The sequence below is a fragment of the Anaerotignum neopropionicum genome, assembly GCF_001571775.1.
Classification (GTDB): domain Bacteria; phylum Bacillota; class Clostridia; order Lachnospirales; family Anaerotignaceae; genus Chakrabartyella; species Chakrabartyella neopropionicum.
Window position 1 is genome coordinate 1 of record NZ_LRVM01000017.1, and the last position, 22,765, is coordinate 22,765.

General features: G+C 39.9%; 22 protein-coding genes and 1 tRNA gene. 4 read left to right on the top strand and 19 right to left on the bottom strand.

Annotated elements, in window-relative coordinates:
* Positions 1 to 444: 444 nt before the first annotated feature.
* The 3 genes from CLNEO_RS14730 to glgA form a co-directional block, all read right to left on the bottom strand.
* Complete coding sequence (locus CLNEO_RS14730; RefSeq protein WP_157723611.1) at positions 445 to 1,146, bottom strand: CvpA family protein; 702 nt, start codon at positions 1,144 to 1,146, stop codon at positions 445 to 447.
* A gap of 45 nt (positions 1,147 to 1,191) precedes the next feature.
* Positions 1,192 to 2,553: a DUF5711 family protein gene (locus tag CLNEO_RS14735; RefSeq protein ID WP_066090922.1), complete on the bottom strand. Its 1,362-nt coding sequence runs from the start codon at positions 2,551 to 2,553 to the stop codon at positions 1,192 to 1,194.
* A 244-nt stretch (positions 2,554 to 2,797) separates the two neighbouring features.
* A complete protein-coding gene (gene glgA, locus CLNEO_RS14740; RefSeq protein ID WP_066090924.1) occupies positions 2,798 to 4,252 on the bottom strand; it encodes a glycogen synthase GlgA in 1,455 nt (484 codons plus the stop codon).
* A gap of 167 nt (positions 4,253 to 4,419) precedes the next feature.
* On the opposite strand from glgA, the gene pepF reads away from it, so the two are divergent.
* Complete coding sequence (gene pepF / locus CLNEO_RS14745; RefSeq protein ID WP_066090927.1) at positions 4,420 to 6,216, top strand: oligoendopeptidase F; 1,797 nt, start codon at positions 4,420 to 4,422, stop codon at positions 6,214 to 6,216.
* Between the two features lie 131 nt (positions 6,217 to 6,347).
* Here pepF and CLNEO_RS14750 read toward each other — a convergent pair whose 3' ends face one another.
* From CLNEO_RS14750 to CLNEO_RS14765, 4 genes are all read right to left on the bottom strand, one after another.
* Positions 6,348 to 6,971 (bottom strand): undecaprenyl diphosphate synthase family protein, encoded by a 624-nt coding sequence (locus CLNEO_RS14750; protein WP_066090929.1) that lies wholly within the window; start codon positions 6,969 to 6,971, stop codon positions 6,348 to 6,350.
* Positions 6,972 to 7,082: 111 nt separating this feature from the next.
* Positions 7,083 to 7,709: a CatA-like O-acetyltransferase gene (locus tag CLNEO_RS14755; RefSeq protein WP_066090931.1), complete on the bottom strand. Its 627-nt coding sequence runs from the start codon at positions 7,707 to 7,709 to the stop codon at positions 7,083 to 7,085.
* Positions 7,710 to 7,808: 99 nt separating this feature from the next.
* Complete coding sequence (locus CLNEO_RS14760; RefSeq protein WP_066090934.1) at positions 7,809 to 8,321, bottom strand: hypothetical protein; 513 nt, start codon at positions 8,319 to 8,321, stop codon at positions 7,809 to 7,811.
* A gap of 132 nt (positions 8,322 to 8,453) precedes the next feature.
* Positions 8,454 to 8,867 carry an ester cyclase gene (locus CLNEO_RS14765; protein WP_066090937.1) on the bottom strand — a complete coding sequence of 138 codons (414 nt, stop codon included), beginning with the start codon at positions 8,865 to 8,867 and terminating at the stop codon, positions 8,454 to 8,456.
* Positions 8,868 to 9,210: 343 nt separating this feature from the next.
* Here CLNEO_RS14765 and CLNEO_RS14770 point away from each other — a divergent pair, with 343 nt between their 5' ends.
* From CLNEO_RS14770 to CLNEO_RS14780, 3 genes are read left to right on the top strand one after another with little or no spacing between them, the layout of a single operon-like run.
* The gene (locus tag CLNEO_RS14770) at positions 9,211 to 9,801 is read left to right on the top strand and encodes a TetR/AcrR family transcriptional regulator (protein WP_066090940.1); all 591 of its coding nucleotides are present in this window, start codon (positions 9,211 to 9,213) and stop codon (positions 9,799 to 9,801) included.
* Positions 9,802 to 9,820: 19 nt separating this feature from the next.
* On the top strand, positions 9,821 to 10,072 hold the full coding sequence (locus CLNEO_RS14775; protein ID WP_066090943.1) for a zinc ribbon domain-containing protein: 252 nt from the start codon (positions 9,821 to 9,823) through the stop codon (positions 10,070 to 10,072).
* A gap of 16 nt (positions 10,073 to 10,088) precedes the next feature.
* Positions 10,089 to 10,436, top strand: coding sequence for a VOC family protein (locus tag CLNEO_RS14780; RefSeq protein ID WP_066090945.1), 348 nt, complete (start codon positions 10,089 to 10,091; stop codon positions 10,434 to 10,436).
* A 250-nt stretch (positions 10,437 to 10,686) separates the two neighbouring features.
* Here the strand turns inward: CLNEO_RS14780 and CLNEO_RS14785 are convergent, their stop codons facing one another.
* From CLNEO_RS14785 to CLNEO_RS14845, 12 genes are all read right to left on the bottom strand, one after another.
* The gene (locus CLNEO_RS14785) at positions 10,687 to 11,181 is read right to left on the bottom strand and encodes a hypothetical protein (protein ID WP_066090948.1); all 495 of its coding nucleotides are present in this window, start codon (positions 11,179 to 11,181) and stop codon (positions 10,687 to 10,689) included.
* 193 nt (positions 11,182 to 11,374) lie between these two features.
* Positions 11,375 to 11,980: a DJ-1/PfpI family protein gene (locus tag CLNEO_RS14790; protein ID WP_066090951.1), complete on the bottom strand. Its 606-nt coding sequence runs from the start codon at positions 11,978 to 11,980 to the stop codon at positions 11,375 to 11,377.
* Positions 11,981 to 12,246: 266 nt separating this feature from the next.
* On the bottom strand, positions 12,247 to 13,227 hold the full coding sequence (locus CLNEO_RS14795; RefSeq protein WP_066090954.1) for an alpha/beta fold hydrolase: 981 nt from the start codon (positions 13,225 to 13,227) through the stop codon (positions 12,247 to 12,249).
* A gap of 404 nt (positions 13,228 to 13,631) precedes the next feature.
* Positions 13,632 to 13,715: transfer RNA gene (locus CLNEO_RS14800), tRNA-Leu, on the bottom strand.
* 75 nt (positions 13,716 to 13,790) lie between these two features.
* Positions 13,791 to 14,378 (bottom strand): lysine exporter LysO family protein, encoded by a 588-nt coding sequence (locus CLNEO_RS14805; RefSeq protein WP_083532065.1) that lies wholly within the window; start codon positions 14,376 to 14,378, stop codon positions 13,791 to 13,793.
* Positions 14,375 to 14,656, bottom strand: coding sequence for a LysO family transporter (locus tag CLNEO_RS14810; protein WP_066090957.1), 282 nt, complete (start codon positions 14,654 to 14,656; stop codon positions 14,375 to 14,377). The genes CLNEO_RS14805 and CLNEO_RS14810 overlap by 4 nt, the downstream gene beginning before the upstream one ends.
* 253 nt (positions 14,657 to 14,909) lie before the next feature.
* Positions 14,910 to 15,944: a low-specificity L-threonine aldolase gene (ltaE, locus tag CLNEO_RS14815; protein ID WP_066090960.1), complete on the bottom strand. Its 1,035-nt coding sequence runs from the start codon at positions 15,942 to 15,944 to the stop codon at positions 14,910 to 14,912.
* 3 nt (positions 15,945 to 15,947) lie between these two features.
* Positions 15,948 to 17,576, bottom strand: coding sequence for an ABC-F family ATP-binding cassette domain-containing protein (locus tag CLNEO_RS14820; RefSeq protein WP_066090963.1), 1,629 nt, complete (start codon positions 17,574 to 17,576; stop codon positions 15,948 to 15,950).
* Between the two features lie 300 nt (positions 17,577 to 17,876).
* The gene (locus CLNEO_RS14825) at positions 17,877 to 18,761 is read right to left on the bottom strand and encodes a hypothetical protein (RefSeq protein WP_066090966.1); all 885 of its coding nucleotides are present in this window, start codon (positions 18,759 to 18,761) and stop codon (positions 17,877 to 17,879) included.
* Positions 18,762 to 18,956: 195 nt separating this feature from the next.
* Positions 18,957 to 19,679 (bottom strand): tRNA threonylcarbamoyladenosine dehydratase, encoded by a 723-nt coding sequence (locus CLNEO_RS14830; protein ID WP_066090969.1) that lies wholly within the window; start codon positions 19,677 to 19,679, stop codon positions 18,957 to 18,959.
* 2 nt (positions 19,680 to 19,681) lie between these two features.
* Positions 19,682 to 21,049 carry an HAD hydrolase family protein gene (locus tag CLNEO_RS14835; RefSeq protein ID WP_066090972.1) on the bottom strand — a complete coding sequence of 456 codons (1,368 nt, stop codon included), beginning with the start codon at positions 21,047 to 21,049 and terminating at the stop codon, positions 19,682 to 19,684.
* A 424-nt stretch (positions 21,050 to 21,473) separates the two neighbouring features.
* Positions 21,474 to 22,568 carry an iron-containing alcohol dehydrogenase family protein gene (locus CLNEO_RS14845; RefSeq protein ID WP_066090978.1) on the bottom strand — a complete coding sequence of 365 codons (1,095 nt, stop codon included), beginning with the start codon at positions 22,566 to 22,568 and terminating at the stop codon, positions 21,474 to 21,476.
* Between the last annotated feature and the right edge of the window lie 197 nt (positions 22,569 to 22,765).

The window sequence follows — 22,765 nt, forward strand, 5'->3', positions numbered from 1 at the left end:
TGAAAAAACAACCTTTTTCTCTCACTTCAATCACTTCATCAAATCAATCATCTATAGCTTGTTCTTTGGAATGTTTCGTAGTAGCGATACTACGGTTTGTTGACATCGTCTGTCAACGTTATTACATGGTTAGATTTTTTCTTTGATGTTCTGAATGCTGCGACCCTGCATTTTAAAAAAATGCGGAAGCAGTATGAAATCAAAGTAAAAATCGGTTTTCATTGCATTGCAATGAAAAAACAACCTTATTATTTCTAAAGAAAAATTTACTTTTTTCTCGATTGACTCTTTTTTCTTGTATTCAGTTTTCAAGGTGCAGTTTTGTTTTTACAATTTCGGCCTTTTTGCGACCGCCTAAACATACTATCATGTATGATCTTCTTTGTCAACAACTTTTTGTATTTTTTTAATCTGATTAATAAAACCATGAAATACAAGGGTTTTCTAATTAAAAATTGTTAGAATTAAATATAGCAAAATATTATTTTCATATAAAAACAACGCCACAACAGATTGATTCATCGCAGAAAAAATCGGTTGAAATTTTGCATAGCACTGCAAGAAGGTCATTCCGATTGCAATCAGCCAAATCCAAAAAACACCTTTTGCTCCCCCAACCAGCATACCGCTAAAACGATTGAAAAAATTCAAAATCGGCAGCTTGCTTACCAAATTCAGTGCTTTCAAAAGCAGCCTTGCAATAATTAAAACAACAACAAAAACCAAAATTACACTCACAATATTCACACAAACATTCGCTAAGAAACCAGAAATATAATCCTTTATTCCATCCACATTTAACAATTTATAGACCACGGGATTATTGTTTTCCAGCAGTGCATCCTTCATAAAAGTGGGCAGCTGCATATTTTGAATCATTTCCGTTTGCGTGTGCATAGCTGCGTTACTCAAGGCTGTATCCAACTGCAAGGCGTTTCCGATGGATTTGGCTAAGGAGCCAAAAAAGGGGGTCTGCCGCAACAGCTTCCCCACCACCGGCGTAAGAAATTTTACAGCCACCAAAGCCGCCAACATGGGCAAAAAACTTAACGCCTCTAAAACAAAACCCTTACGATATCCATTGATAGCGCAACCTATAATCCATAGGATCACTACTCCATCCAAAATCAATGGCATATGCTCCATAAACATTCCTTCTTCCTAGAAAATCATTCCGTCCTTATTCCTTGTTTACGGCTGAGGCTCTTCCTCGTTTGTGTTTTGGCCTTCTTCAGAAGACGGTTCTTCCTCCGGCAAGGTTTCTTCCGTTCCCGCCATTCCTCCAACCACCTCATGCTCGCTTTCCGTTTTCTCCAATACAACGGGATTTCCCGTTTGACTTCCTTTCATTGCCGTAATCATTGCCTGATTTTTCGTTACGAGCATTACCCGTTCCAGGCTTCCCATAGGCAAAATATCCCGCACATCCGTGGTTGCCCGGTAGCTCCACGCCAGTTTACCACTATTTTTCAGCCCAGAATACACCTTATCCACACCAATGATTACACCTTGCGCCGATGACTGCAAATAATCTATCTCTCCGCCCCCTTGATAAGAAGCACTTTCCTTCCCGCTATTATCAATCCAGCAAATGGTTCCTTCTTCTCGTCCATCTTTATTTGCTATCCCATCGCCTAATGCAAGAACAACATTGCTTTTATTTGATAAAGAAACCTGCTGCAGCCTGTTCTCCAGCGGATATTTCCATACCTCCTGCCCAGCGGAGGAAATTCCATATATGGCAAGATCTGAAACAGCGGTCAGCAATCCTCCCTGCATAAAACCAATCATAGGAATCATCTCGTCACTCTTCTCCACCCCCGCAAACATGCTGTCTGTGTAATTTTCGCTATCATTGGGATTGATGTAGAAAAACAAAACTCGCCCAATGGGTTCTATATCGGTAGTATCTAAATAGCTTACCGCAAAGGCTTTATTATCATCCGACACATCACTTGCCAGAGGAAATACCCCATCGCTTTCCTCCACTCGCCCCTTTAGCAGCGTTCCTCCCGCATTATAGATCTGAATAGAATATGCACTTTCTCCCTTTGAAATGACAGATAAATATCCATTTATGTTTAAAGCAAACTGCACCAAATCTCCATCCGTTTGTACCGAATACAGCAGACCGTTTTCCCCGTAAACACGAACTGTTTTCCCACTTATATCTCCAACTGCCACAAACTTTCCCTCAGAAACCATCTGCGGCACAGTCATATTAAAGGTATCGTTCCACTTGCGATCGCCCATTTCGTTGAAAAATTTCACACCATCCTTGGTGCAAAGTAAAAAGCTCTCACCAAAGGTTACAAATACTGTGCGGCCGCTCTCATCTATGGCCATTTTTTCTTGGGATTCTACAACATCCTCTGCCCGCTCTCCCTGGGAAACACTTTGAAAAACACTGGAGAAGTAGCTCTGAAGCCGTGCCGCTCCATAAAATGTGTCTATGTAAACAAAGCCCGCCAACGCACCAACCACAATCAGCGCACTCAGCAGTGCAATCAGTCCTTTGTCTTTCGTTTTCTGCTCCTTTTGGCGCTTTCCCATAGACTACTCCTTTCAAACGAACAATTTTATACCATAATCTTTATCATACTATATCTCGCCTTGATTTTCAATTTTTACCAATGAAAACTTCATACTTTTTCAGACATAAAAATGGTTTTTCTTATTTTTAAAAAATTCTCCCTTTATGCAAACAAAAAAAAATAAAAAGCCTTATAAAAAGAAATCCGTGTCAAGTAAACTCTCTTGGCATGTATTTCTTACTTACAGAGGCTTTTCTCCTACACTATTCCACTGGTGTTCCTTCTTTTTTCAATATTTCATAAAGCTTAATATATTTGGAAGCTGAATTCGCCCATGAATAATTACTGTTCATGGCATTTTTCACAACATGATTCCATTCATCCTTGCCCTTGTAATAAACTTGAAGCGCCTGATCCAATGCCCAAAGAATACCACCGCCATCGTAGGATTCAAATAGAAAGCCATTACCCTCTTTCGTTTCCGAATGATACTGAAATATGGTATCCGCCAGTCCTCCGGTCTTTCTTACAATAGGCACAGTGCCATAGCGCAGGCTAAACAGTTGCCCGAGGCCACAGGGTTCAAATCTGGAAGGCATCAAAAACAGATCAGACCCTGCATAAATCTGCTGTGCTAAGGTTTCATCGAAGAAAATATTCAAGCTGGCTCTACCCGGATAGCGCTTTGCCATTTCTCTGAAAAAGTATTCGAACCTTGTTTCTCCTGTTCCAAGCAAAACAAATTGCACATCCCGTTGCATCATCTCATGGAACACATAGGATAAAATATCCAGCCCCTTCTGGTCTGCCAGACGGGTAATCATAGAAATAATGGGAACATCCCGTTTTTCAAGGCCCAAGCATTCTTGCAGATCCCTCTTGTTTTCCGCCTTCCCTTCCAATTGGTCGGCATTGTAATTGCAGACAATGCGGCTGTCCGTTTCAGGGTTATTCGCCAGATAATCAATCCCATTGACAATTCCGCTTAAAACCTCCTGGCGGCTACGCAATATTCCATCCATGCCATAGCCATATTCCCAGGTTTGAATTTCTTTTGCATAGGTTTCACTTACCGTAGAAATTCTGTCCGCATAATTTAGCCCCATTTTCATGAAGCTCACATTATTATAAAATTCCACACTTCCATTTTCATAACAATAATAGGGCACACCGATAATTTCCATGGTGCTCTTATCAAAATTCCCCTGATACTGCAAATTATGAATGGTAAAGAGGGTTTTAATCCTTGAATAATAAACCATCTTGCTATAAATTTCTTTTAGATACATACAAATTGGCCCCGTCTGCCAATCGTTGCAGTGGAGCACATCAGGATAAAAATCCAGCATAGCCATCATGTCCAGCACAGCTTTTCCAAAAAAAGCAAACCGTTCATTATCATCGCCGTAGCCATATAGGCCCCCTCTGCCAAAATAAAAATCGTTCTCTATAAAATAAATGGGTACCTCTTGGGGCTTTACCAACACCTTTGCCCTTTGAATACGCCAAAATAAGTGCACATCAAATTCACCAAGGTATTTCACGTCGTGCATTTCACTGCTCTTTACAGACATATGCCGTGGAATGACAACACGAACATCCACGCCTTGTTCCTGCAAAGCCTTCGGCAGCGAACCCACAACATCACCCAAACCACCGCTTTTAATAAAGGGTGCTGCCTCAGAGGCAACGATCAGTACCTTCAAACCATTCTTCATCCTTCTCACCTCTTTTGCTATCATACTATGATTTTTTATCGGTAGCAAGAAAATCTTCTCTTTTCCTTCATAACCCAACAAAAAAGTGGTATACTATCACAGAAAAAATAAATTTGGAAATTTCTTTAAATATATTATTCATATTCCCTTTGAGAAAGGATGATACCATGAATCATGTTTTACCCGAAAGAAAAGATGCAAGCCCTGAATATAAATGGCACATTGAGGATTATTATACTCAGGATTCCCAGTGGGAAGAAACCTTTGGCACCTTAGAAGAAAAACTCCCCGAAATGAGTTCATTTTCCGGTCATTTGGCAGACTCTGCCCAAACCCTTTTGGATTGCTTAACAAAAGGCAGTGAATTTTCCCTCACCTTAGACCAGCTTTATACCTACGCAAACATGCGCCTGCACGAGGATAGCACCGACGCCTTTTATCAAGGCATGGCAGCCCGGGCAGAAATGCTTTTGATCCGGTATTCCGCAATGGTTTCCTTTATCTCACCAGAAATTATCAGTATACCAGCGGAAAAGCTCACCGCCTTTCGCAAGGAGCTTGCCTCAGAGTTTAAAATTTACGACCACTATTTTCATTCTCTCCTAAGACAAAAGGAACATACCCTCTCCCCCGCCCAAGAGGAGCTTTTGGCGAAAACATCGGAATTGGGCGGCGCACCCCAAACTATTTTTACTATGCTAAATGATGCGGATATTCGCTTCCCCATGATTACCGATGCAAACGGAAACCAAACAGAATTGACTAAGGGTCGCTATGTAACTTTTTTGGAAAGTCCAAAGCGCAGCGTAAGAAAGGAAGCCTTTCAAGCCCTGTACAGCGTCTATCTCAGCCAAAAAAATACCCTTGCAGCAACCTACAGTGCGTCCGTAAAAAGCGATGTCTTTTTTGCAAAAGCAAGGCAGTACAATTCCGCAATGGAAATGGCCCTTTCCGATGATAACATTCCTCTTTCGGTATATGACACCCTCATTGAAACGGTGCATGAAAATCTGCCCCTTCTGCACAGATACGTTGATATCCGCAAAAAAGAATTGGGGGTAGACGAGCTTCATATGTATGACCTTTATGTACCCCTGGTTTCCGAAGCTGACGTCAAAATCCCTTATAATGAAGCAAAAAAAACAGTTGCAAAAGCCCTAGAGGTTTTAGGAGAAGACTATATCAAAGCCTTAAACATGGGGATGAACAGCGGTTGGATTGATGTATATGAAAACAAAGGAAAGCGCGGCGGCGCCTATTCCTGGGGCAGCTATGGTGTACATCCTTTTGTTTTGCTAAACCATAATGATACCATCAACAGTATGTTTACCTTAGCTCACGAAATGGGACATGCACTGCATAGTCACTTTTCTTGGGAAAAGCAGCACTATCTTTACAGCGGGCACAAAATTTTTGTTGCCGAGGTTGCCTCCACCTGCAACGAAGCACTGCTCATGGAGCACCTTTTAAATGCAACGGAAGATAAAAAGATGCGGAAGTATCTAATCAATTATTTCTTAGAACAGTTCCGTGGCACTTTATTCCGTCAAACAATGTTTGCAGAGTTTGAAAAAATCACCCATGCAATGGTTCAGCAAGGCGAGCCTTTGACCTGGGAATGCTTGAACCGCATTTATCGTGATTTGAACAAGCAGTATTTTGGCGAAAACATCGTGATTGATGAAGAAATTGATATTGAATGGGCAAGAATCCCCCATTTTTATAATGCTTTTTACGTTTACCAATACGCAACGGGCTACAGCGCCGCCATCGCTCTTTCCCGCAAAATTCTTGCAGAAGGAAAGCCTGCCATTGATGCATATCTGGATTTTCTCTCCAAAGGAAACAGCGAATATTCCATCGACTTGTTAAAGGGTGCGGGGGTTGACCTGTCCACTGCAGAACCCATTCAAAAAGCCCTTTCCTTATTTAAAGAGCTCTTAGACGAGTTCGAAACCTTATAATACTAAGTTATATAAAAAGGCAGGTGTTGGCCATTGAAGTGACCCCACCTGCCTTTTCTAAATGATTTTGTAAAATTCCTGTTATATTCTAATATAAAAAACATATCCTGCCGCTGGGACAATGCCGAATTTTAACCACCTAACGTGATTTCCTGCTTATTATACCAACGGATTGCTTCCGCCAAATGATCTTTCTTGTAATCCGGCCAAAAGTCATCCAGAAAATAAAAATCCGCATAAACAGATTGCAACGGCAAAAATCCCGATAAGCGCTTCCTGCCGCCCCATCGAATCACTAGGTCCACCCGAGAAACATCTTGGGATTGCAAAGGCCCCCGCAACTCATTTTTTACATATCCGGTATCCCATTCCCAGCTGTAATTTACCAAAAAATTGATTCTCATGCCGCCCTTTCCAAAGCTCTTTCTCGTTGTATAGGGCTTTAGCTCTTCAGGAAACATCTTGGAATTCGCATTCCCCAAAACAAGCAGCTCTGCATCCTGCTTTGATAAAAGCTCCACCGCCTCTACGCAAGCATTTGTAAAAGAAATTCTTTGCTCCGTGGGACGTTTTGTATTGTCAATGGTAAATCCATAATATGTGATTTCCTGCACACCCATTTCTTTACAATGCTTGTATAGCTCTAAGCCTGGGTTTAACCCACTTTGGTATCCATCCTTTTTCTCCAAACCATTTTCTACCGCCCAGCGGCGATTACCATCGGGTATTATGCCAATATGCTTTGGTATTCTCATGTTTTTTCTCCTTAAAATTTTCATTTTTTCATAAGCTATGCATTAAGTATACCACGCAATAGGAAAAAAATAACATGCTTAACAATTTATTTTATTTATAACGTTTAAGGTCTAGAATTCATTCAAATATTTTTGCAAGGAATTCGCCAGCTTGCCAATATGTACACCGTCCACAAAGGAATGATGCACCTGCACCGAAAAAGGGAGCAGCATTCTCCCATCTCTTTCAAAATATTTCCCCCAATCAAACAAGGGCGTGGCGTTATCCTTTTTGCCGGAGTTTGTATGTGAAATATGGGTATAAGAAACCCACGGCATGGGCGAAAATTGAAACACATCATTGCCCAACGGCCCTGTAAAATAAGCTTTTTGCTCGGCTGCCTTTTTTGCTGCATCAGAAACATAGCCCTCTAATGTATCCTGCATTTTTACATTAACCACCTTAAACAGCTCCGTATCTTGATCCAAATAGGTAAACGCCGTATCAATTCGATCAAAAAGCACAACCTGTCCATCCAAAAAACGATACCTAAATTCTTCAATTTCATTTGCACATTTTGAAACAGCAAAAACCAAAGACAATGTAAACGAAAGCTTTGCCTCCCGTATTTTAATTAAAAAAAGAGTGACATCCACTTCAAAGGTCACACAATAGGAGGGTTCTACGCAGTTTCTAAAAATCTGACAGTGCAAAGACCTTTTCCATTTGCTTTCATTAATTACTTTATAAGGCATCATAATAGTTCTATTCCTCCTTCAATAATTTTTTGTCTTTCTCCCGCTTTCCTTACGCAGAATAATCATGCTTTAAACCAAGTACTGCAGCTTATGCTGCTTTTATTCCAATACAACATCCTGTAACAAATGAAATCTTTTTAAACAGGCGATGTATTCACCAACAATAGCATAGTTTTGAAGGTCTTTTTCATCCAAACCACAAAAAGCGCATATTTCATCCCAAAGCAATTCACTACCTTCTACCATAAAAAATCCCGTCACCATATCTATTCCCACAAATATGGAGGTGACTTCCTCACCCCAAATATGGGCTGCTTTATCCTCGCTTCTGTAAAAAATCTTACCCTCCCCAACATTTTCAAGAAAAAATGTTTTCGGCTGGCAAACTGCACCCATAGGTAACTTCTCCCCATAAGGCTCATTCATTGTTACATTTGCGATAACTGCATCTGCGGCCCTTTTTTCGTGTATTTCAGTTAAAACATATTTTTTTTGCAAATAACCTAGTAGCTCCTCGCCCGACCTTCTGTTTGGCTTTAGCTTATCTTTATATCGCACCCAAACAGCCTTCCATTCTTCAAGCATTTCCTTTGTTGGCTCTTGTGTCAGCATTTTACTCACCTCAATGTATATCAATAGCACATAGTTATTTGCTTCCTGGTAATTGCGGTGCCTTCGTCCCACGATGAATCTTGTAATTTATGAAAAAAAGCCGCCTAAAAATTTCTGATTATCATTGCTTTTTTATGGCGTAGGCTGAATGATCCCTGCCTCAAACAAAGCATCAAAAGTATTTGCCGCTCCCCCATGCTCAATAATTTTACCATCTGCCATTTTATCAATATTAACGCCGCTAATCTTTATTAATTTGCCGGAGGGCTTCATCCCTAACCATTCACCCTTATGTGTACCTTCCATAATAAATTCGGAAATAACATAGTCACCATCACAATATTGGTTGATAATTATCATTTTCAAATCGGGATATGTCTTTCTTACTTCCATCATGTGCTGCTTCATTCCATCAACGCCAACAGGAATACTTTTTTCACCAAGGCGAATTGTGCAAGCATTTGATACATAGTCACAAACCTCGCTGATACAATGATTAGACGTAATCTGCTCATAAAAATATCTCACCTTTTCTTTGTTTTCCATAATTAAGCCCTCCAAAGAATTTTCCAGTCACCCTTTATCCATCCCAAAAATTTACAGTCACCCTTAAGTTATCACATAATTATACGCATGAAAAGACCTAAATTTCAAGCAGTACCCCAATAGCGTCTAAATATAACCCATAACAATTCTTATTTTTCATAAAAATAACGCAAGCAGATGCTAACATTTTTAATATCACATCCTTTACCATGGAAAATAAAATATTGAAACGATAAGCAGCTTTGAAAAATAAAAGTTTATATTGACAAATAAAGCAAAAGAGGTATAATGAGTTTATACTCACTGAGTATAAACTCATTATACTGCGAGGTCGTACTTCAAAATGGCTGAATCAAAACGAAAAATTCAAAAAGAGCTTACAAGAAAACACATCTTAGATACGGCAATAAAGAAATTTGGTCATAATGGTTTCGTCAAAACCAGAACCCTAGACATTGCAACAGCCGCCAATATATCTCATGGGAGTTTGTTTGCACATTTCCCCACGATGGATGATTTAATGACGTCCGCCATAGAAGAATTTGGCAATAGGCTTTGCACTCGTTTACATGATGAAGTTTCAAAAAAGCAAAGCCTTCCAGATATTTTACAGGCACACCTAAACGGTATTTTAGATTTTGAGGACTTTTACACCCATCTCATTATCGAAAGGCGATTGCTTCCTGAAAGCGCAAAAAATACGTATATTGTCATTCAGTCCACCATCTCCTTTCACATAGGTCTAGCGGCGGAAAAAGAGATACAACAAGGAAAAATTAAAAATATGCCGCTTCATATGCTATTTAATGCATGGATGGGCATGATTCATTATTATTTAAGTAATGGCGATTTGTTTCAACAAAATGGTTCCATCATTAAGGCCTATGGGCCTGAATTATTAGCAAACTACTTACTATTCATAAAATCAACATAATATTGAGGGGGCAGATAAAATGATAAAATGCATTGCCTGTGGTATGCCAATGAACGCTAAGGAAGATTTCGCCTGTGGCGACATTACGAAAAATTATTGCAAGTTCTGTATGCGCGAGGACGGAAGCATGCAGTCCTACCGTGAAAAGTTGAATTCCATGACGGAATTTATCATTAAAACGCAAGGCATAAAAGAACAACCCGCAAGGGAAGCGGCTAAATCAATGATGGCAAAGCTGCCTGCCTGGCAAAACAAAATTGATGATATGTAAAGAACGAGGTGTATTTATGAATAACTATGATAATTTTTTCCTGCCTGTTGACGACCTGCCTTCCGCAAAAAATTTCTATGAAAATGTGCTTGGACTTGCCGTCAAATTTGATTACTCATTAAACGGAATGATCGCTTTCAACGTTGGAACGCAAGAACCCGCCATAATTTTAAAAGACAAAAAAAAATTTCAGGATATGAAACCTACGATTTGGTTCGTTGTGAATGATGTTGAAACGGAATATAAAAACATGATGGCAAAGGGGATTCATTTCTTGACCAAACCATTTTCTATTCGAACCGGCATGGCAGTTGAATTTGAAGATCCTTTTGGTAATCGACTGGGCATCACGGATTACAAATAATGAGGGTGTGACTTACACGCTTCATTGAGAATTGCAATGGTCTAAAACAGACACACTTTATGTGAATAAAAAGGGGTATCCCTTCTGTTGTCAGAAGATATACCCTTTTTTGCCCCGTCTGTAAATTTTGAAAATCCTCTTATTTGGAAATAAAGAAATGATCTATGCCAAGGGACTATGCACATAAACTCGTTCCGTAAGAACGAACATTAAAATAAAGACTATTGCCTTACTTAATTAATACCATAGCTTAAAATTTACTTTTTTTAAATGTTATATTGTCAAGATTCTCATATACTGTCTTAACATTACCATTCTTTGCAAATACTCCAATGGTTTTACGAATCTTGTTATCTGGGAAAATCTCAAGGAACACCTGATAATCATTTATAAAATAGCTAAAAACCACGCTTTGGTTTATCACTGAAAGCTCACTGATTTTAATATCATCCGGCAGTATTCCTGCCGCAAGCTCGGCTCCTTTTTCAGTGGATAATTCAGTAATTTGTTCCCTTTCCAAAGCTGCTTCTACATCTGGATTTTGTCTAAGGTTTTGCATAAAGGCTGTTTCTTCAGGACTTATGTTGATAATGGGCATTTCTTTTAAAGCAGCCTCTATTGTAATTTCCTCAGATTTAATTATATGCGTTGATTCACGGGACAATTGATAGAATACAATAAAAGCAACAACAATGACGATCACAAAGGCACTCAATTTAACAACTGTCATATTGGTCTCTTTCAAATCCACACCTCCTGAGCGTTTTATCAATAATTTACTTTATTTTATCATAAATAAGATAAAATAAAAAACCTTGTATCAATTCAAATCCCCCTACATGACTTTTTTTGTACATGCGTTGTCAATTCCGAATATCTTCATGTTTTTGCACTAAAATTTTTACTATTCTTTTCTGTAAATGCGTATTGAGGGCTTTTTATATATTGTGGATATCTATGTCATACTCCATTCTCTTCGCTGTAGTACTGGCAATTTCTTCCCCTACAAGTTTTTTAAGAAGATAAAAAGACATATTTATTCCTGCCGAAATACCACCAGATGTAATAATTGTATTTTCATCTACAAACTTAACATCTCTCTGTACTCTAATACTAGGATATTCTCTTTCTAATCTGTCTATATCCATCCAGTGTGTCGTTGCTTTTTTGCCGTCTAACAAGCCAACCTCAGCCAATAAAAAGGCTCCCGTACATACAGCTGCAACGAAAGAAGACTCCTGCGCCCTATCCTTAATCCAATGCAAAAGTATTTTATTATGAATTTCAATTTCTTCCGCCCCATATCCACCTGGGATGATTACCACATCAAAATGGGAACTGCTGTAAAAATCATAATCCGGTTGGATTTTCAATCCATTGCGCGCTACGATTAGATCCTTCGTTTGAGCAACTGTATTTACCGTAAACAGCTTTTGCTTGCTATTTGCAGCCGTAGCAATTGAAAACACTTCGAACGGCCCCGCAAAATCCAAAACCTCAACCTCGTTAAAAAGAAGTATCCCAACGTTCCAATGTTTCAGCATTCCTATCCCCTCCATTTTTCATGATTCACAGCACCGTACCTACGGTTCCGTATACGGCGCTACTCTAGTTTTCACATGTTTTCAACACATGCACCTTATTCTATGACGTAACCATTCATCCATTTTACGTAATCCCTCAAGGACTGAATATAATCTTTATAATATAATATCACAAAAAAACAAAAAGTCATATATGAGGTGAAATGCTCATACATGACTTTAATATATTTCATCATTACAAAATAGATGCAGATTCTGATTAATACTCATTTGACGAATATGTCACACATCCATTGATAAAAGGTTTCTTTTTCTTCTAACTGCGGATAATGTGCGGAGTTTTTATAAATTATGAATTCTTTCTGTAGCGCGTCAATCACATCAAAGTATTCTTTAGCTGCACTTGTCGAGGTCATATGGTCATACTTTCCCATAACAAAATAAATTGGTATATCCACGTTTTGTACCAAATGGGTTATTGGAATTTCTGATTGATTTTTCATTAATCCATCTTGAAACCTTATTACACCTAAAGAATATCGAAACGCATCCAATAAGTTGTATTCTGGATTAAATAATATGCCTTCCATCATATCTTTGGTTTCATTTATTTGACGTGCTGCACCACCATATTTTCTAACATAATCTCGTGGCGTAATGATTTCACCTGCCACAATAGATGCCTGCAAACTTTCTAAATAAGATACATCCGACTGATTATTTTGAAGTTTTGCTTGTTCAATGCAGTAATATAGATTATCTGTTTCACTAATAATTTTATCTGCCACCTGTCCAATACCAATGTAAGCTTCGTATATTTGAGGCTCTTTTGCAATAGCTTGCATAGAAATGTAGGTTCCAAAAGAATGTCCCATCAGAATGATTTTTTGGTTATCAAATCTCTTAGAAATCAACGAGGATAATTCAATTAAATCTTCTACTAATAAAGAAGGAGATAAACTTGAATAATCTTCAAAGAAGTTATAAGATTTACCACTACCTCTTTGATCGTAATGTACGATAGTAAATTCCTTTTCCAAACTCTCTTGGTACTTTCTTATATAAGGAATTTCTGAACAGCATGGACCGCCATGTACAACTATGACAATAGGGTTATCCTTTTGATAACCTCTTATCATAACAGCTAGCTTTGTCCCGTTAATTTCGATTTTTCCAAGTTCACTAATACTGTTTTCTCCAGCAATTCTAGGAGTCCAAGTTGGAAAGAACAAACCTACCAAAATCATTATAATTAATGTTATACAGATATTTTTAAATATTTTAATTTTTTTATTTTTAATAGTATGTCCTCCTTACTCTGCTAAAAAACATTAATCATCTGAAGTCCGAATATATTCTTTAAGTATAACATAAAGAATCAGGCTAAAACAAATACAATTCTGCATCCATTTCAGCCTGCTAACCTTGGTAAAGGTGATGAGAATTGAACTAAACGTCCAGCCTGCTTACACAGTCTCCGTAGGGGGCTTGCCCTCTCTCTGCGGCAGACCGATCCATCATCAGCTTAAGGGATCGTCTTAGGGTATTGGTTTTATTAAATTGTTTACCGGACTGATTTCGACCAAAAACGAGAAACACCCCGCTTTCTTGTTAAAAAGCAGGGTGCATCTATTTTGACCTAATCTTTTGCTGCGGATGACAGGACTTGAACCTGCACCGGGAAACCCCGACTAGAACCTGAATCTAGCGCGTCTGCCAATTCCGCCACATCCGCATATCGCAAACTTGCTAAGTAATAATAATATATCCCACCACAAAAGTCAAGGGAATTTTGTAAATTTCTTTCCCTTTAGAGGAACAATGGTATTAAAACAGGTACAATAAGTGTGCAAATTACACCACTGGTAAAGGCAATTACCGCTGTTTTTCCGTCTGTATGCTTACTAATCATTCCCAGTGTAGTATCCATTGCTGTTGCTCCTGCCGGCGCAATGGCGCTGTAAGAATTCAAGTATTTCACCAAAAAAGGAATTGCAATAAAAGTAATCATCTCTCGAAAAACATTGGATAAAAAAGAAATCGTTCCGCCAATGGGATTGCCTGCATTTGTCAATAAAATCCCCGATAAGCTGTACCATCCCAAACCAGAAACAATGGCAAGCCCCTCCTTCAGCTGCATCTGGGTAATGATTGCCCCAATCGCTCCGCCGAATAGGGAACCTAAAATCACCCCAAGAGGAATGAGCAAAATTCGAAAGCCCAATTTGCGAACCTGTGCAAAAACCTGTCGATTTAAACCTAATTCGATACCCACGGAAAACAATAATATCAACAGCATCATGGACGAGGCCTGATCCAAAACAGATGAAATTCCTACAGGCATGTAAATTCCCGCAAGAATTCCTAATACTAAAATCACGAAAATAGCAAGGCTCACTTTTTCTCCTCCTTTTCCAGAAATAGTTTGCTTAGAACAAATACAAAAAGAATACTACCGATGACAGCCAAAACGGCAAATAGGAATGCCTTTCCACCTAAAACAGGTAGACTTCTTATAACCTCACCGTTTCGCCCGATGCTTACACCCATGCAAAAAATCAAAAGCAAAAGCCACAAGGTTTGCAAACGGCTATTTATTTTTATTTGCTTCTCCTTGAGGAAGCCAAAAAAGCCAATCAAAAATCCCACGGTTAAAGCCAAAAAAATCTTCCACATCTTTCAGTCCCCCCCAAGCTACCCCTACATCATTTGTACAATGCGAAAAAACCTTTTAAAAATATTTTTCATTCATGGAATGACCGGAAATGATTCCGATCATTCCATTCTTTATGCTTCACAAAGTCATTTCAAAAGCATTCTCTTAATGAACGGTATTTCAAAAACCTAAAGCCGGCCATCTTCATATATGACGTGAAGCTTCCAAACGCTGATAAAAAAACTGCCCCAAAAACACAGGGGCAGTCTTTCTTTACTTTGCATCTTTCAATAACTGCACAACCTGATCAATCTCTTTTTGAGAAACATAGTAGTGGGTCACAAAACGCATCATACCGTTATCCTCCCCATTGATCCGCACACCATTGACTGCCATGTAACGCACCAATGCCGCAGAATCCAATGGATAATTCTTTAAACGGAAAAACACCATATTAATCTGCTGACGCTCTTCATAAACCTCTAAGCCCTTTACTTCCTTCAAGCGTGTTGCCAAATATTTTGCATTGTCATGGTCTGCCTGTAATCTTTGGGGCATTTCCTGCAATGCAAGAATACCGGCTGCCGCTAAAATACCCACCTGGCGCATACCACCGCCAAGGATTTTGCGTTTCCTTCTTGCCAAAGCAATAAACTCCTTGCTTCCAACCAAAACAGAGCCAACAGGTGCACAAAGTCCCTTCGAGAGGCAAATGGAAATGGTATCTGCATATTGTGCCATTTCCTTGACATCCACATTCAGATATGTGGCTGCATTAAAAATACGGGCACCATCCACATGTACGGGTAAATTATACCTAACGGCAACCTCCTTGATTTCCTTCATGTACTTCACAGAGCGAACCTGACCGTCGGAATCCGCATTTTCATAAGTGATTAACGCGGTTCTTGGCTGATGAATATCGTTAGGGTCTTTTCTGATATACTGCTTAACCAAATCCAGGGGCATTTCCCCTCCTATATTAGGAATAGAGCGCAGTTGCGCAGCTGCAATAATTGCTGCCGCTCCGGCTTCATGCACAATGATATGGCAGTTATCTGGGAGAATGACCTCTTCCCCTCTTTGCACATGGGTAAACAATGCCAGTTGGTTACTCATTGTTCCTGTAGGAACAAAAAGCCCTGCCTCTTTTCCAAATCGCTGTGCTGTCAATCGCTCCAACTCATTTACGGTTTCATCATCGCCGTATACGTCATCCCCTACTACAGCCTGGTACATAGCCTTTCTCATTTCCTCTGTGGGCACGGTAACCGTGTCACTTCTGAAATCAATCTTGCCGTTTATCATTTCTTACGCCTCCTCAGCCAGCTTCAAGCGCAAATTCTCAATTTCCTCGTCCTCCAAATATTCATCGTAGCTCATCTGTCTATCAATGATGCCGCCGGGCAGAATTTCAATGATTCTATCTGCAATGGTCTGCACAAACTGATGGTCATGGGAATCAAAAAGCAACGTACCCTTATATTCCGATAAGCCTTCATTTAATGCCGTAATGGATTCCAAATCCAAATGATTTGTAGGCTCGTCCATAATCATGACGTTCGCACCCCAAATCATCATTTTGCAAAGCATACAACGCACTTTTTCCCCACCGGAAAGAACATTTGCTGACTTTAACGCTTCTTCCCCGCTAAAGAGCATACGTCCCAACCATCCACGAATGTCCGCATCATACTGCTCGCCTTCTTTTGCAAAGGGTCTTAACCATTCAATCAAAGATTCCTTGCTTCCTTCAAAATACTGGGAATTGTCCTTGGGGAAATACGCAGTTTTGGTGGTAATACCCCATTTGAATTTCCCTTCATCCGGCTCCATTTCGCCCATCAAAATCTGGAATAACGTGGTTCTTGCAATTTCGTCCTTGCCAACAAAAGCCACTTTCTCATTGGGGCGAATCATAAAGCTCACATTATCCAAAATCTTTTTCCCATCAATGGTTTTCGAAATATTTTCAACCAAAAGAACGTCATTTCCCACTTCTCTGTCCTGCTTAAAGCTACAGAAGGGATAGCGTCTGCTAGAGGGCTTAATGGTATCCATTTGCAGGTTATCCAATAATTTTTTTCTGCTGGTTGCCTGCTTTGCCTTAGAGGCATTGGCACTGAAGCGCTGAATAAAATCTTGCAGCTCCTTCATCTTTTGCTCTGTACGCTTATTTTGATCCTTCAACTGACGCTGGGTCATTTGGGTAAAGCTATACCAGAAATCATAGTTTCCAACGTACATGGTAATTTTGCCGTAATCAATATCCGCAATGTTGGTACACACCTTATTCAAGAAATGTCTATCATGGGATACAACGATAACAGTATTTTCAAAATTCAACAAGAATTCTTCCAACCAGCGAATGGCATGAATATCCAAGTGGTTTGTAGGCTCATCCAAAAGCAAAATATCGGGATTGCCAAATATCGCCTGCGCCAAAAGCACCTTCACCTTTTGCGTACCTGTTAATTCCTTCATCTTTAAATAATGGAATTCGTTGGTGATTCCCAAGCCATTCAATAAAATCTCCGCATTAGACTCCGCAGACCAACCATCCAGCTCTGCAAACTCGCCCTCCAATTCGGAAACCTTAATACCATCCTCATCAGAAAAATCCTCTTTGGCGTAAAGTTCCTCCTTGGCCTTCATAATTTCATGCAATCTCTTATGACCATATAAAACCGCCTGAACCACCTCAAACTCATCAAACATAAAGTGATCCTGCTTTAAAACCGCCATTCTCTCCCCGGGGGTAATGAAAACGGAACCCTTATTCGGCTCTATTTCACCTGATAAAATTTTCAAAAACGTGGACTTTCCGGCACCATTTGCACCAATGAGCCCATAGCAGTTGCCCTTTGTAAAATTAATATTTACATCCTTAAAAAGCACTCTGCCTCCATATTGAAGGCTGACACCCTGTGCTGCGATCATATTCCATTCTCTCCTTTTTTAAGTCAATCTTTTTTATTATAACATTATCCTATAAAAAATACAGTAAAATTTGCAAAATCCCAAAAAATATCAGCTTTTTTCCCTTAATTTCTATATTTTTGCCATCCAAGCCCTGCATAAGAAAACTACCATGCAAGAAAACTGCCTATTTCAATCCAAAAAATAATTATACCACAATAAAAACCCTTGGATTTGCAGCCGCCTATAAAAACACAGGTCCTAAAATAGTATATCTCCGTAGGTTTTTATAAAACTGCCTTGTTCCAAGGGTTCTTCTCACTACTTTACATTGCTATTTTCCAGCAGGGATATTTCCTTTTCATAATTTATTGCACTTCTTGCATCAACAGGAATTTTTATTTGCTTTACTTCGCCAAAGTTTGAAATCGTTTGTTTGATATAATATTTCTCAACCGAAATGAGGTTCTCCTCGTCTGCATTTAATTCCTGCAATACACAATTCATCACAGTTTCCAGCGTTTTTGCAAAGTCAACGGAAAACAAAACCGGTGTACCATCCTCCTTAAGCTGAACTTCAAAGGGAACTGCTTCCACACCCATATAATAACTCTCGCCCACACCGTTCATACCCGCCAGCTGCAAAAAATTGCCGCCTTCGGATACCTCATAAACCATTTCCGCAGGTACCTCTCCGCTTATGGTCACAATACCGTCTTTCGCAGAGGTTTGCTTCCAATTTCCGCCATAATCCAGCAGCATTTGCATCCCCTTTACCGCATCATACATGCCAACGGACTTCCTCGCATTTTTATCCTGTAATGTCATTTCTGTCCAATGTCCATCATACAACATATACATATTTATGCCAGAATCTACCTTCTCCAAATAAGTTTCTGAGTTCAAAGCATTTGCTCCATATAAATCCTGGGTTTTAATCATCGCCGCCAATGGTTCATAAATCATTTCAACCTTTGCACTGGTAATTGTTTTTTCGCTTTCACCGCCCATTATAACCTCTGCATAAAAGTCAGCAGCAAAACTTGAAGCCGTTTCCAATTTGGAGCTCGCCAATGCAACATATTTTTCTGCCACACTTTCACCTGGCGCAGTAGCACCATTGGAGGTTGGATTCGGGGCACATCCCGACGCAAAAAACACAGCAATCAAAACAATAGAAACTGCGCTCTTTATTCTATTTATCACCTTAACACCTCCCTTTCTAGCCAAACTTATTCTCTAGTCAATCTTATTCTTTTTTATTTTATCCAAATATGTCGGCCGTTTCAAGGGAATTTAAAATGTTTCAGAAAAATATAAGAATTTATGCTTTATTTTAATATTCTTCTCCACTCTTTCGATTATTTTGTGGAAAATTCCGCTTTTTTTTTGCATCTTTCATCAATCTCGCTCCATTCCCGCCAAATAACAAATAACCTCTCCTGCTAAAATCATGCCCGCCGCCGGAGGTACAAAGGAAAGGCTGCCTGGTATCTGCCTTTTCCCACTTTCTTGGGATTGCGCGGGCTTTCTTGGTAATTCCTTTGAATATACAACCTTTACGCCGCCAATTCCTCTAGCCTTTAGTTCCTTTCGAATTACTTTTGCCAAAGGACAAACCGACGTTTTTGTAATATCCGCAACCTCAAATTTAGAGGGATCCAGCTTATTGCCTGTGCCCATACAACTGATGACTGGCACATTCCCTTTTTTCGCTTCCTCAATTAAAATAAGCTTTGAGGTAACCATATCGATGGCATCTACAATATAATCATAGGCGGAAAAATCAATCAGGCTCCTATTTTTATCGGTAAAAAATTCCCCATAGGTTTCCACCTTTGTTTGGGGCAAAATTTCGTGTATCCGCTCCTTCATAACCTCTGTTTTCAGCTGACCAATGGTTGTTTGCGTAGCAATGAGCTGGCGGTTAATATTAGTCAGGGACACGCAATCACCATCAATCAGTGTCAAATGTCCAACACCGCCCCTTGCTAATGCCTCCACAGCAAAGGAACCAACACCGCCGATACCAAAAACGGCAACCTTGGCATTTTTCAACCTTTCCAACCCCTCATCCCCCAGCAAAAGTTCCGCCCTGGATAGCTCATGTAATTTTTTCTGCATCTCTAGTCCACCTTTTTCTTTTTTTCCCCTCTTAACTCCTTGGGCAAAGACCGCCAAGGCAATGGCTCGTACAAATGAAAAATCTTACGCACAATACTATCACCGCTGCCTTTTAGCTGATAATTTGCCGCTTTCAAGGCTTCTGCATCAGCATTTACCGTTACAAAGGCTAAATCAGCGGCTCTCATCATCGCCGCATCGTTTTTATTGCTGCCAAAAACAACCGTCTTTTTTTGCGGCACCATTTCCAAAAGCCTGTGCATCATATATTCCTTTGTGGCGTTTTTATGATATATTTTTAAATGGCAATAATCCGGCGGTGTTTCCGATTTATCCCTTAAAAAGAGAAGCTCCTTCTCCGTATCCATTGCAACTAATTTTTCTGTCACTAAATCGGCAACCTCATCCTTTACCACCAAAAGAATATAAACAACGACTCCCTCCTCGGGTCTTTCGCCATAAACATAATTTCTGTGGGGAGAGAGGCGCAGCTTTTGATACAGCTTTTCTTCCTCCGCATTTTTAAAATCATGGTAATAAATGAGCAAAACATCCTGCCAAACAATATTTAAGAAATAGTGCAAATTCAGTTCATTCAAAAACGCCTCAATTCTGAGGGTCATCTCGGCGGAAAGTCCTTGGCAGGCCAAGTACCGCCTTTCCTTCATATCATAAAGCACCGCACCATCCATGGCTATGAGGGGCAATTCCATGTGCAGCATACCAATATCCGCCATTAAGGAGGCCGGCGTTCTCTCTGTAGCAATGGTAAACGCCATTCCATTTTTCAGCAGCTGGTTTAATTCAAAAACGCAATACGGGGTAATCCCTACTTTTTCATCATAAATTGCACCATCAAAGCCCGTTACAAAAAGGAAGTCCTTCTCTCTTCTCCTTGGCAAATGCACCATATTGACACCCAAGGAAACCAGAATGCCCTCAATAGTTTCCAGAGAACGATTCAAAGCGTTCATCAGTGGTGTTGCATCGCCGCTGGATAGGGTGATACTCAGCAAAACCACGCCAGCCAAAGCTGAGGCACCGGGCTTTTTTAACAAAACCGTTGTATATAAAACCGGGATTATGGTGAATGAAATAATGACATATTGCAAATATTCATATTCCCTTGGAATATATAGGCTCAAAAACCCGGCAAGCAATCCAAAAATCGCCCCAATCACCGTTCCTATGGTACGGTTAAAAGCCACCTCAACGCTATGCTCCACATAAGGCTGCATACAAATGATGGCCGCAATTGCAGAAAAAATCGGCTTTCCGTTTCCGCCCAATAAAATACTAATTAAAAAACAAATTCCTACAGCAATAGCTGTTTTTATCATTCGCATGCCTATCCTTGGAAAATATCCCATTCAACGCACTCCTTAAGTCTGTTTTTCTCCTCACAAGTATATGAGTATATCCCAAGACTGTCAAGTTTGAGAAAAAAAAGAACGGCAAAGGATAAGCATCCTCTGCCATAAACAAATATAGAGTCAAACCTTGAGGGCTTTGCCCTCAACCACCCACCAAAACCCTCACAAAATATAGGTCTGCCTGGATACAAAATCAAAACCTTGAGGGCTTTGCCCTCAAACAACTAACAAAACCCTCATAAAATACAAGTCTGTCTGGATACAAAATCAAAACCTTGAGGGCTTTGCCCTCAAACACCCACAAGGATTTCATCCTTGACCTATCTGAACCCGCATAAAATGCGGGTTCAGAAAAGTTTTTGGTCTTGCTTTTTTCAAAAAAGAAGTAGTTTGGGCAACGCCCAAACACTTGCTTTACAATTTATGCAATTTTTCTGAGATTAAACTCCTCCAGCTCCATAATAGCTGCCCTAATCATATCCGGCGTGATTTCGTAAGGGATATAATCCAAATCATACTTCTTCACCGCAGCCTCTAAAACGGGATCCAATTCTTCAACGCTAACCTCTATATCAGCCAGCCTAGTGGGCAAATTCATCCCCTTATAGAACTCAAAAAACCGTTCCAGCAAATCATACTGCTTATCTAATGTGAGTAAAACCAGCGTGCCATAGGAAACAACCTCGCCATGACGATGCCGTTCTTCCACCTGATGCAGCATAGTCATACTGTTAAAGAGGGCATGGGCCAGATTCGTATTATATTTATGAGAATCCACCATATTGGATACCATGCCTGTATTAATAAAAATATCCAACGCAACCTGCTCAATTGCCTGAGAAGGGCGGTTTCGCCTGCAATCCTCCATGGCTTGAAGCCCATACTTTAACAAAGGCTCGGTACAGCAGCTACTCATGGCAACCCCTGCTTGTTCGGATAAGGTTAATTCCGTTTCCTTTCCTCTTGCAGAAAATTTCACTTCCGCTTCTTTGCTCATGCCGTCACCAATGCCCGCCCAAAGATACACCTCGGGAGCCTCAGCAATAACTCTTGTTGAAATAAACACATGAACGGGAGGCCTTTCCACACGAAAGAAATCACGAAATACATGGTTTGTGTTATAATAAATCCCTAGGGCTGAAATACAAGCACAGGTGGATGCAATAGTGGGAAAAGTAAAATACGGTTTTTTCAAATGATCCGCAACCAGCTTGGCACAGTCAATCGCCTTGCCGCCGCCTACGCAAAAAATCATATCCGCTTCTTTTACTACCTCTAATTGCTGTAATTCTTCGGCGTACTCAAAAGCCGCCTCTCCTTTATACCAAATAAAATCCATAATCTTAACGGAGCTTTTCTGTGTTGCTTCCAGCAAATAATCTCTCGTTTTTTCCATGGCTGTTTTGCCGCCAATTACTACCGCCTTCGTTCCATAAGGCAAGCATATGGCTTCAATTTCACTATAAGCATCCTCACCGGCTGTATAGCCAGGAAAAAAAACTGAACAATTGCTCATTTTAACAACTCCCCCCTAGTCATTTGTATTGAACAAACGAAATCAATCAACGAACCAGCCTTAGTTATTCGCCTTTGCTGTTTTATATTTTCTAATTGCATCAGCCAATTTAGGCAGGATAACCTTAACGTCACCAACGATACCCAAGTCGGATACTTCGAAGATGGGTGCTGTGTCATTTTTGTTAATGGAAATAA

Coding starts and splice junctions, on each gene's coding strand:
- glgA (WP_066090924.1), bottom strand. CDS start 4,252: ATGAAGAATGGTTTGAAGGTACTGATCGTTGCCTCTGAGGCAGCACCC.
- CLNEO_RS14775 (WP_066090943.1), top strand. CDS start 9,821: ATGATAAAATGCATTGCCTGTGGTATGCCAATGAACGCTAAGGAAGAT.
- CLNEO_RS14795 (WP_066090954.1), bottom strand. CDS start 13,227: ATGATTTTGGTAGGTTTGTTCTTTCCAACTTGGACTCCTAGAATTGCT.
- CLNEO_RS14845 (WP_066090978.1), bottom strand. CDS start 22,568: ATGAGCAATTGTTCAGTTTTTTTTCCTGGCTATACAGCCGGTGAGGAT.
- ltaE (WP_066090960.1), bottom strand. CDS start 15,944: ATGATAAACGGCAAGATTGATTTCAGAAGTGACACGGTTACCGTGCCC.
- CLNEO_RS14835 (WP_066090972.1), bottom strand. CDS start 21,049: ATGGGATATTTTCCAAGGATAGGCATGCGAATGATAAAAACAGCTATT.
- CLNEO_RS14750 (WP_066090929.1), bottom strand. CDS start 6,971: ATGAGAATACCAAAGCATATTGGCATAATACCCGATGGTAATCGCCGC.
- CLNEO_RS14755 (WP_066090931.1), bottom strand. CDS start 7,709: ATGATGCCTTATAAAGTAATTAATGAAAGCAAATGGAAAAGGTCTTTG.
- CLNEO_RS14760 (WP_066090934.1), bottom strand. CDS start 8,321: ATGCTGACACAAGAGCCAACAAAGGAAATGCTTGAAGAATGGAAGGCT.
- CLNEO_RS14765 (WP_066090937.1), bottom strand. CDS start 8,867: ATGGAAAACAAAGAAAAGGTGAGATATTTTTATGAGCAGATTACGTCT.
- CLNEO_RS14820 (WP_066090963.1), bottom strand. CDS start 17,576: ATGATCGCAGCACAGGGTGTCAGCCTTCAATATGGAGGCAGAGTGCTT.
- CLNEO_RS14790 (WP_066090951.1), bottom strand. CDS start 11,980: ATGCTGAAACATTGGAACGTTGGGATACTTCTTTTTAACGAGGTTGAG.
- CLNEO_RS14830 (WP_066090969.1), bottom strand. CDS start 19,679: ATGCAGAAAAAATTACATGAGCTATCCAGGGCGGAACTTTTGCTGGGG.
- pepF (WP_066090927.1), top strand. CDS start 4,420: ATGAATCATGTTTTACCCGAAAGAAAAGATGCAAGCCCTGAATATAAA.
- CLNEO_RS14780 (WP_066090945.1), top strand. CDS start 10,089: ATGAATAACTATGATAATTTTTTCCTGCCTGTTGACGACCTGCCTTCC.
- CLNEO_RS14810 (WP_066090957.1), bottom strand. CDS start 14,656: ATGTGGAAGATTTTTTTGGCTTTAACCGTGGGATTTTTGATTGGCTTT.
- CLNEO_RS14730 (WP_157723611.1), bottom strand. CDS start 1,146: ATGGAGCATATGCCATTGATTTTGGATGGAGTAGTGATCCTATGGATT.
- CLNEO_RS14770 (WP_066090940.1), top strand. CDS start 9,211: ATGGCTGAATCAAAACGAAAAATTCAAAAAGAGCTTACAAGAAAACAC.
- CLNEO_RS14735 (WP_066090922.1), bottom strand. CDS start 2,553: ATGGGAAAGCGCCAAAAGGAGCAGAAAACGAAAGACAAAGGACTGATT.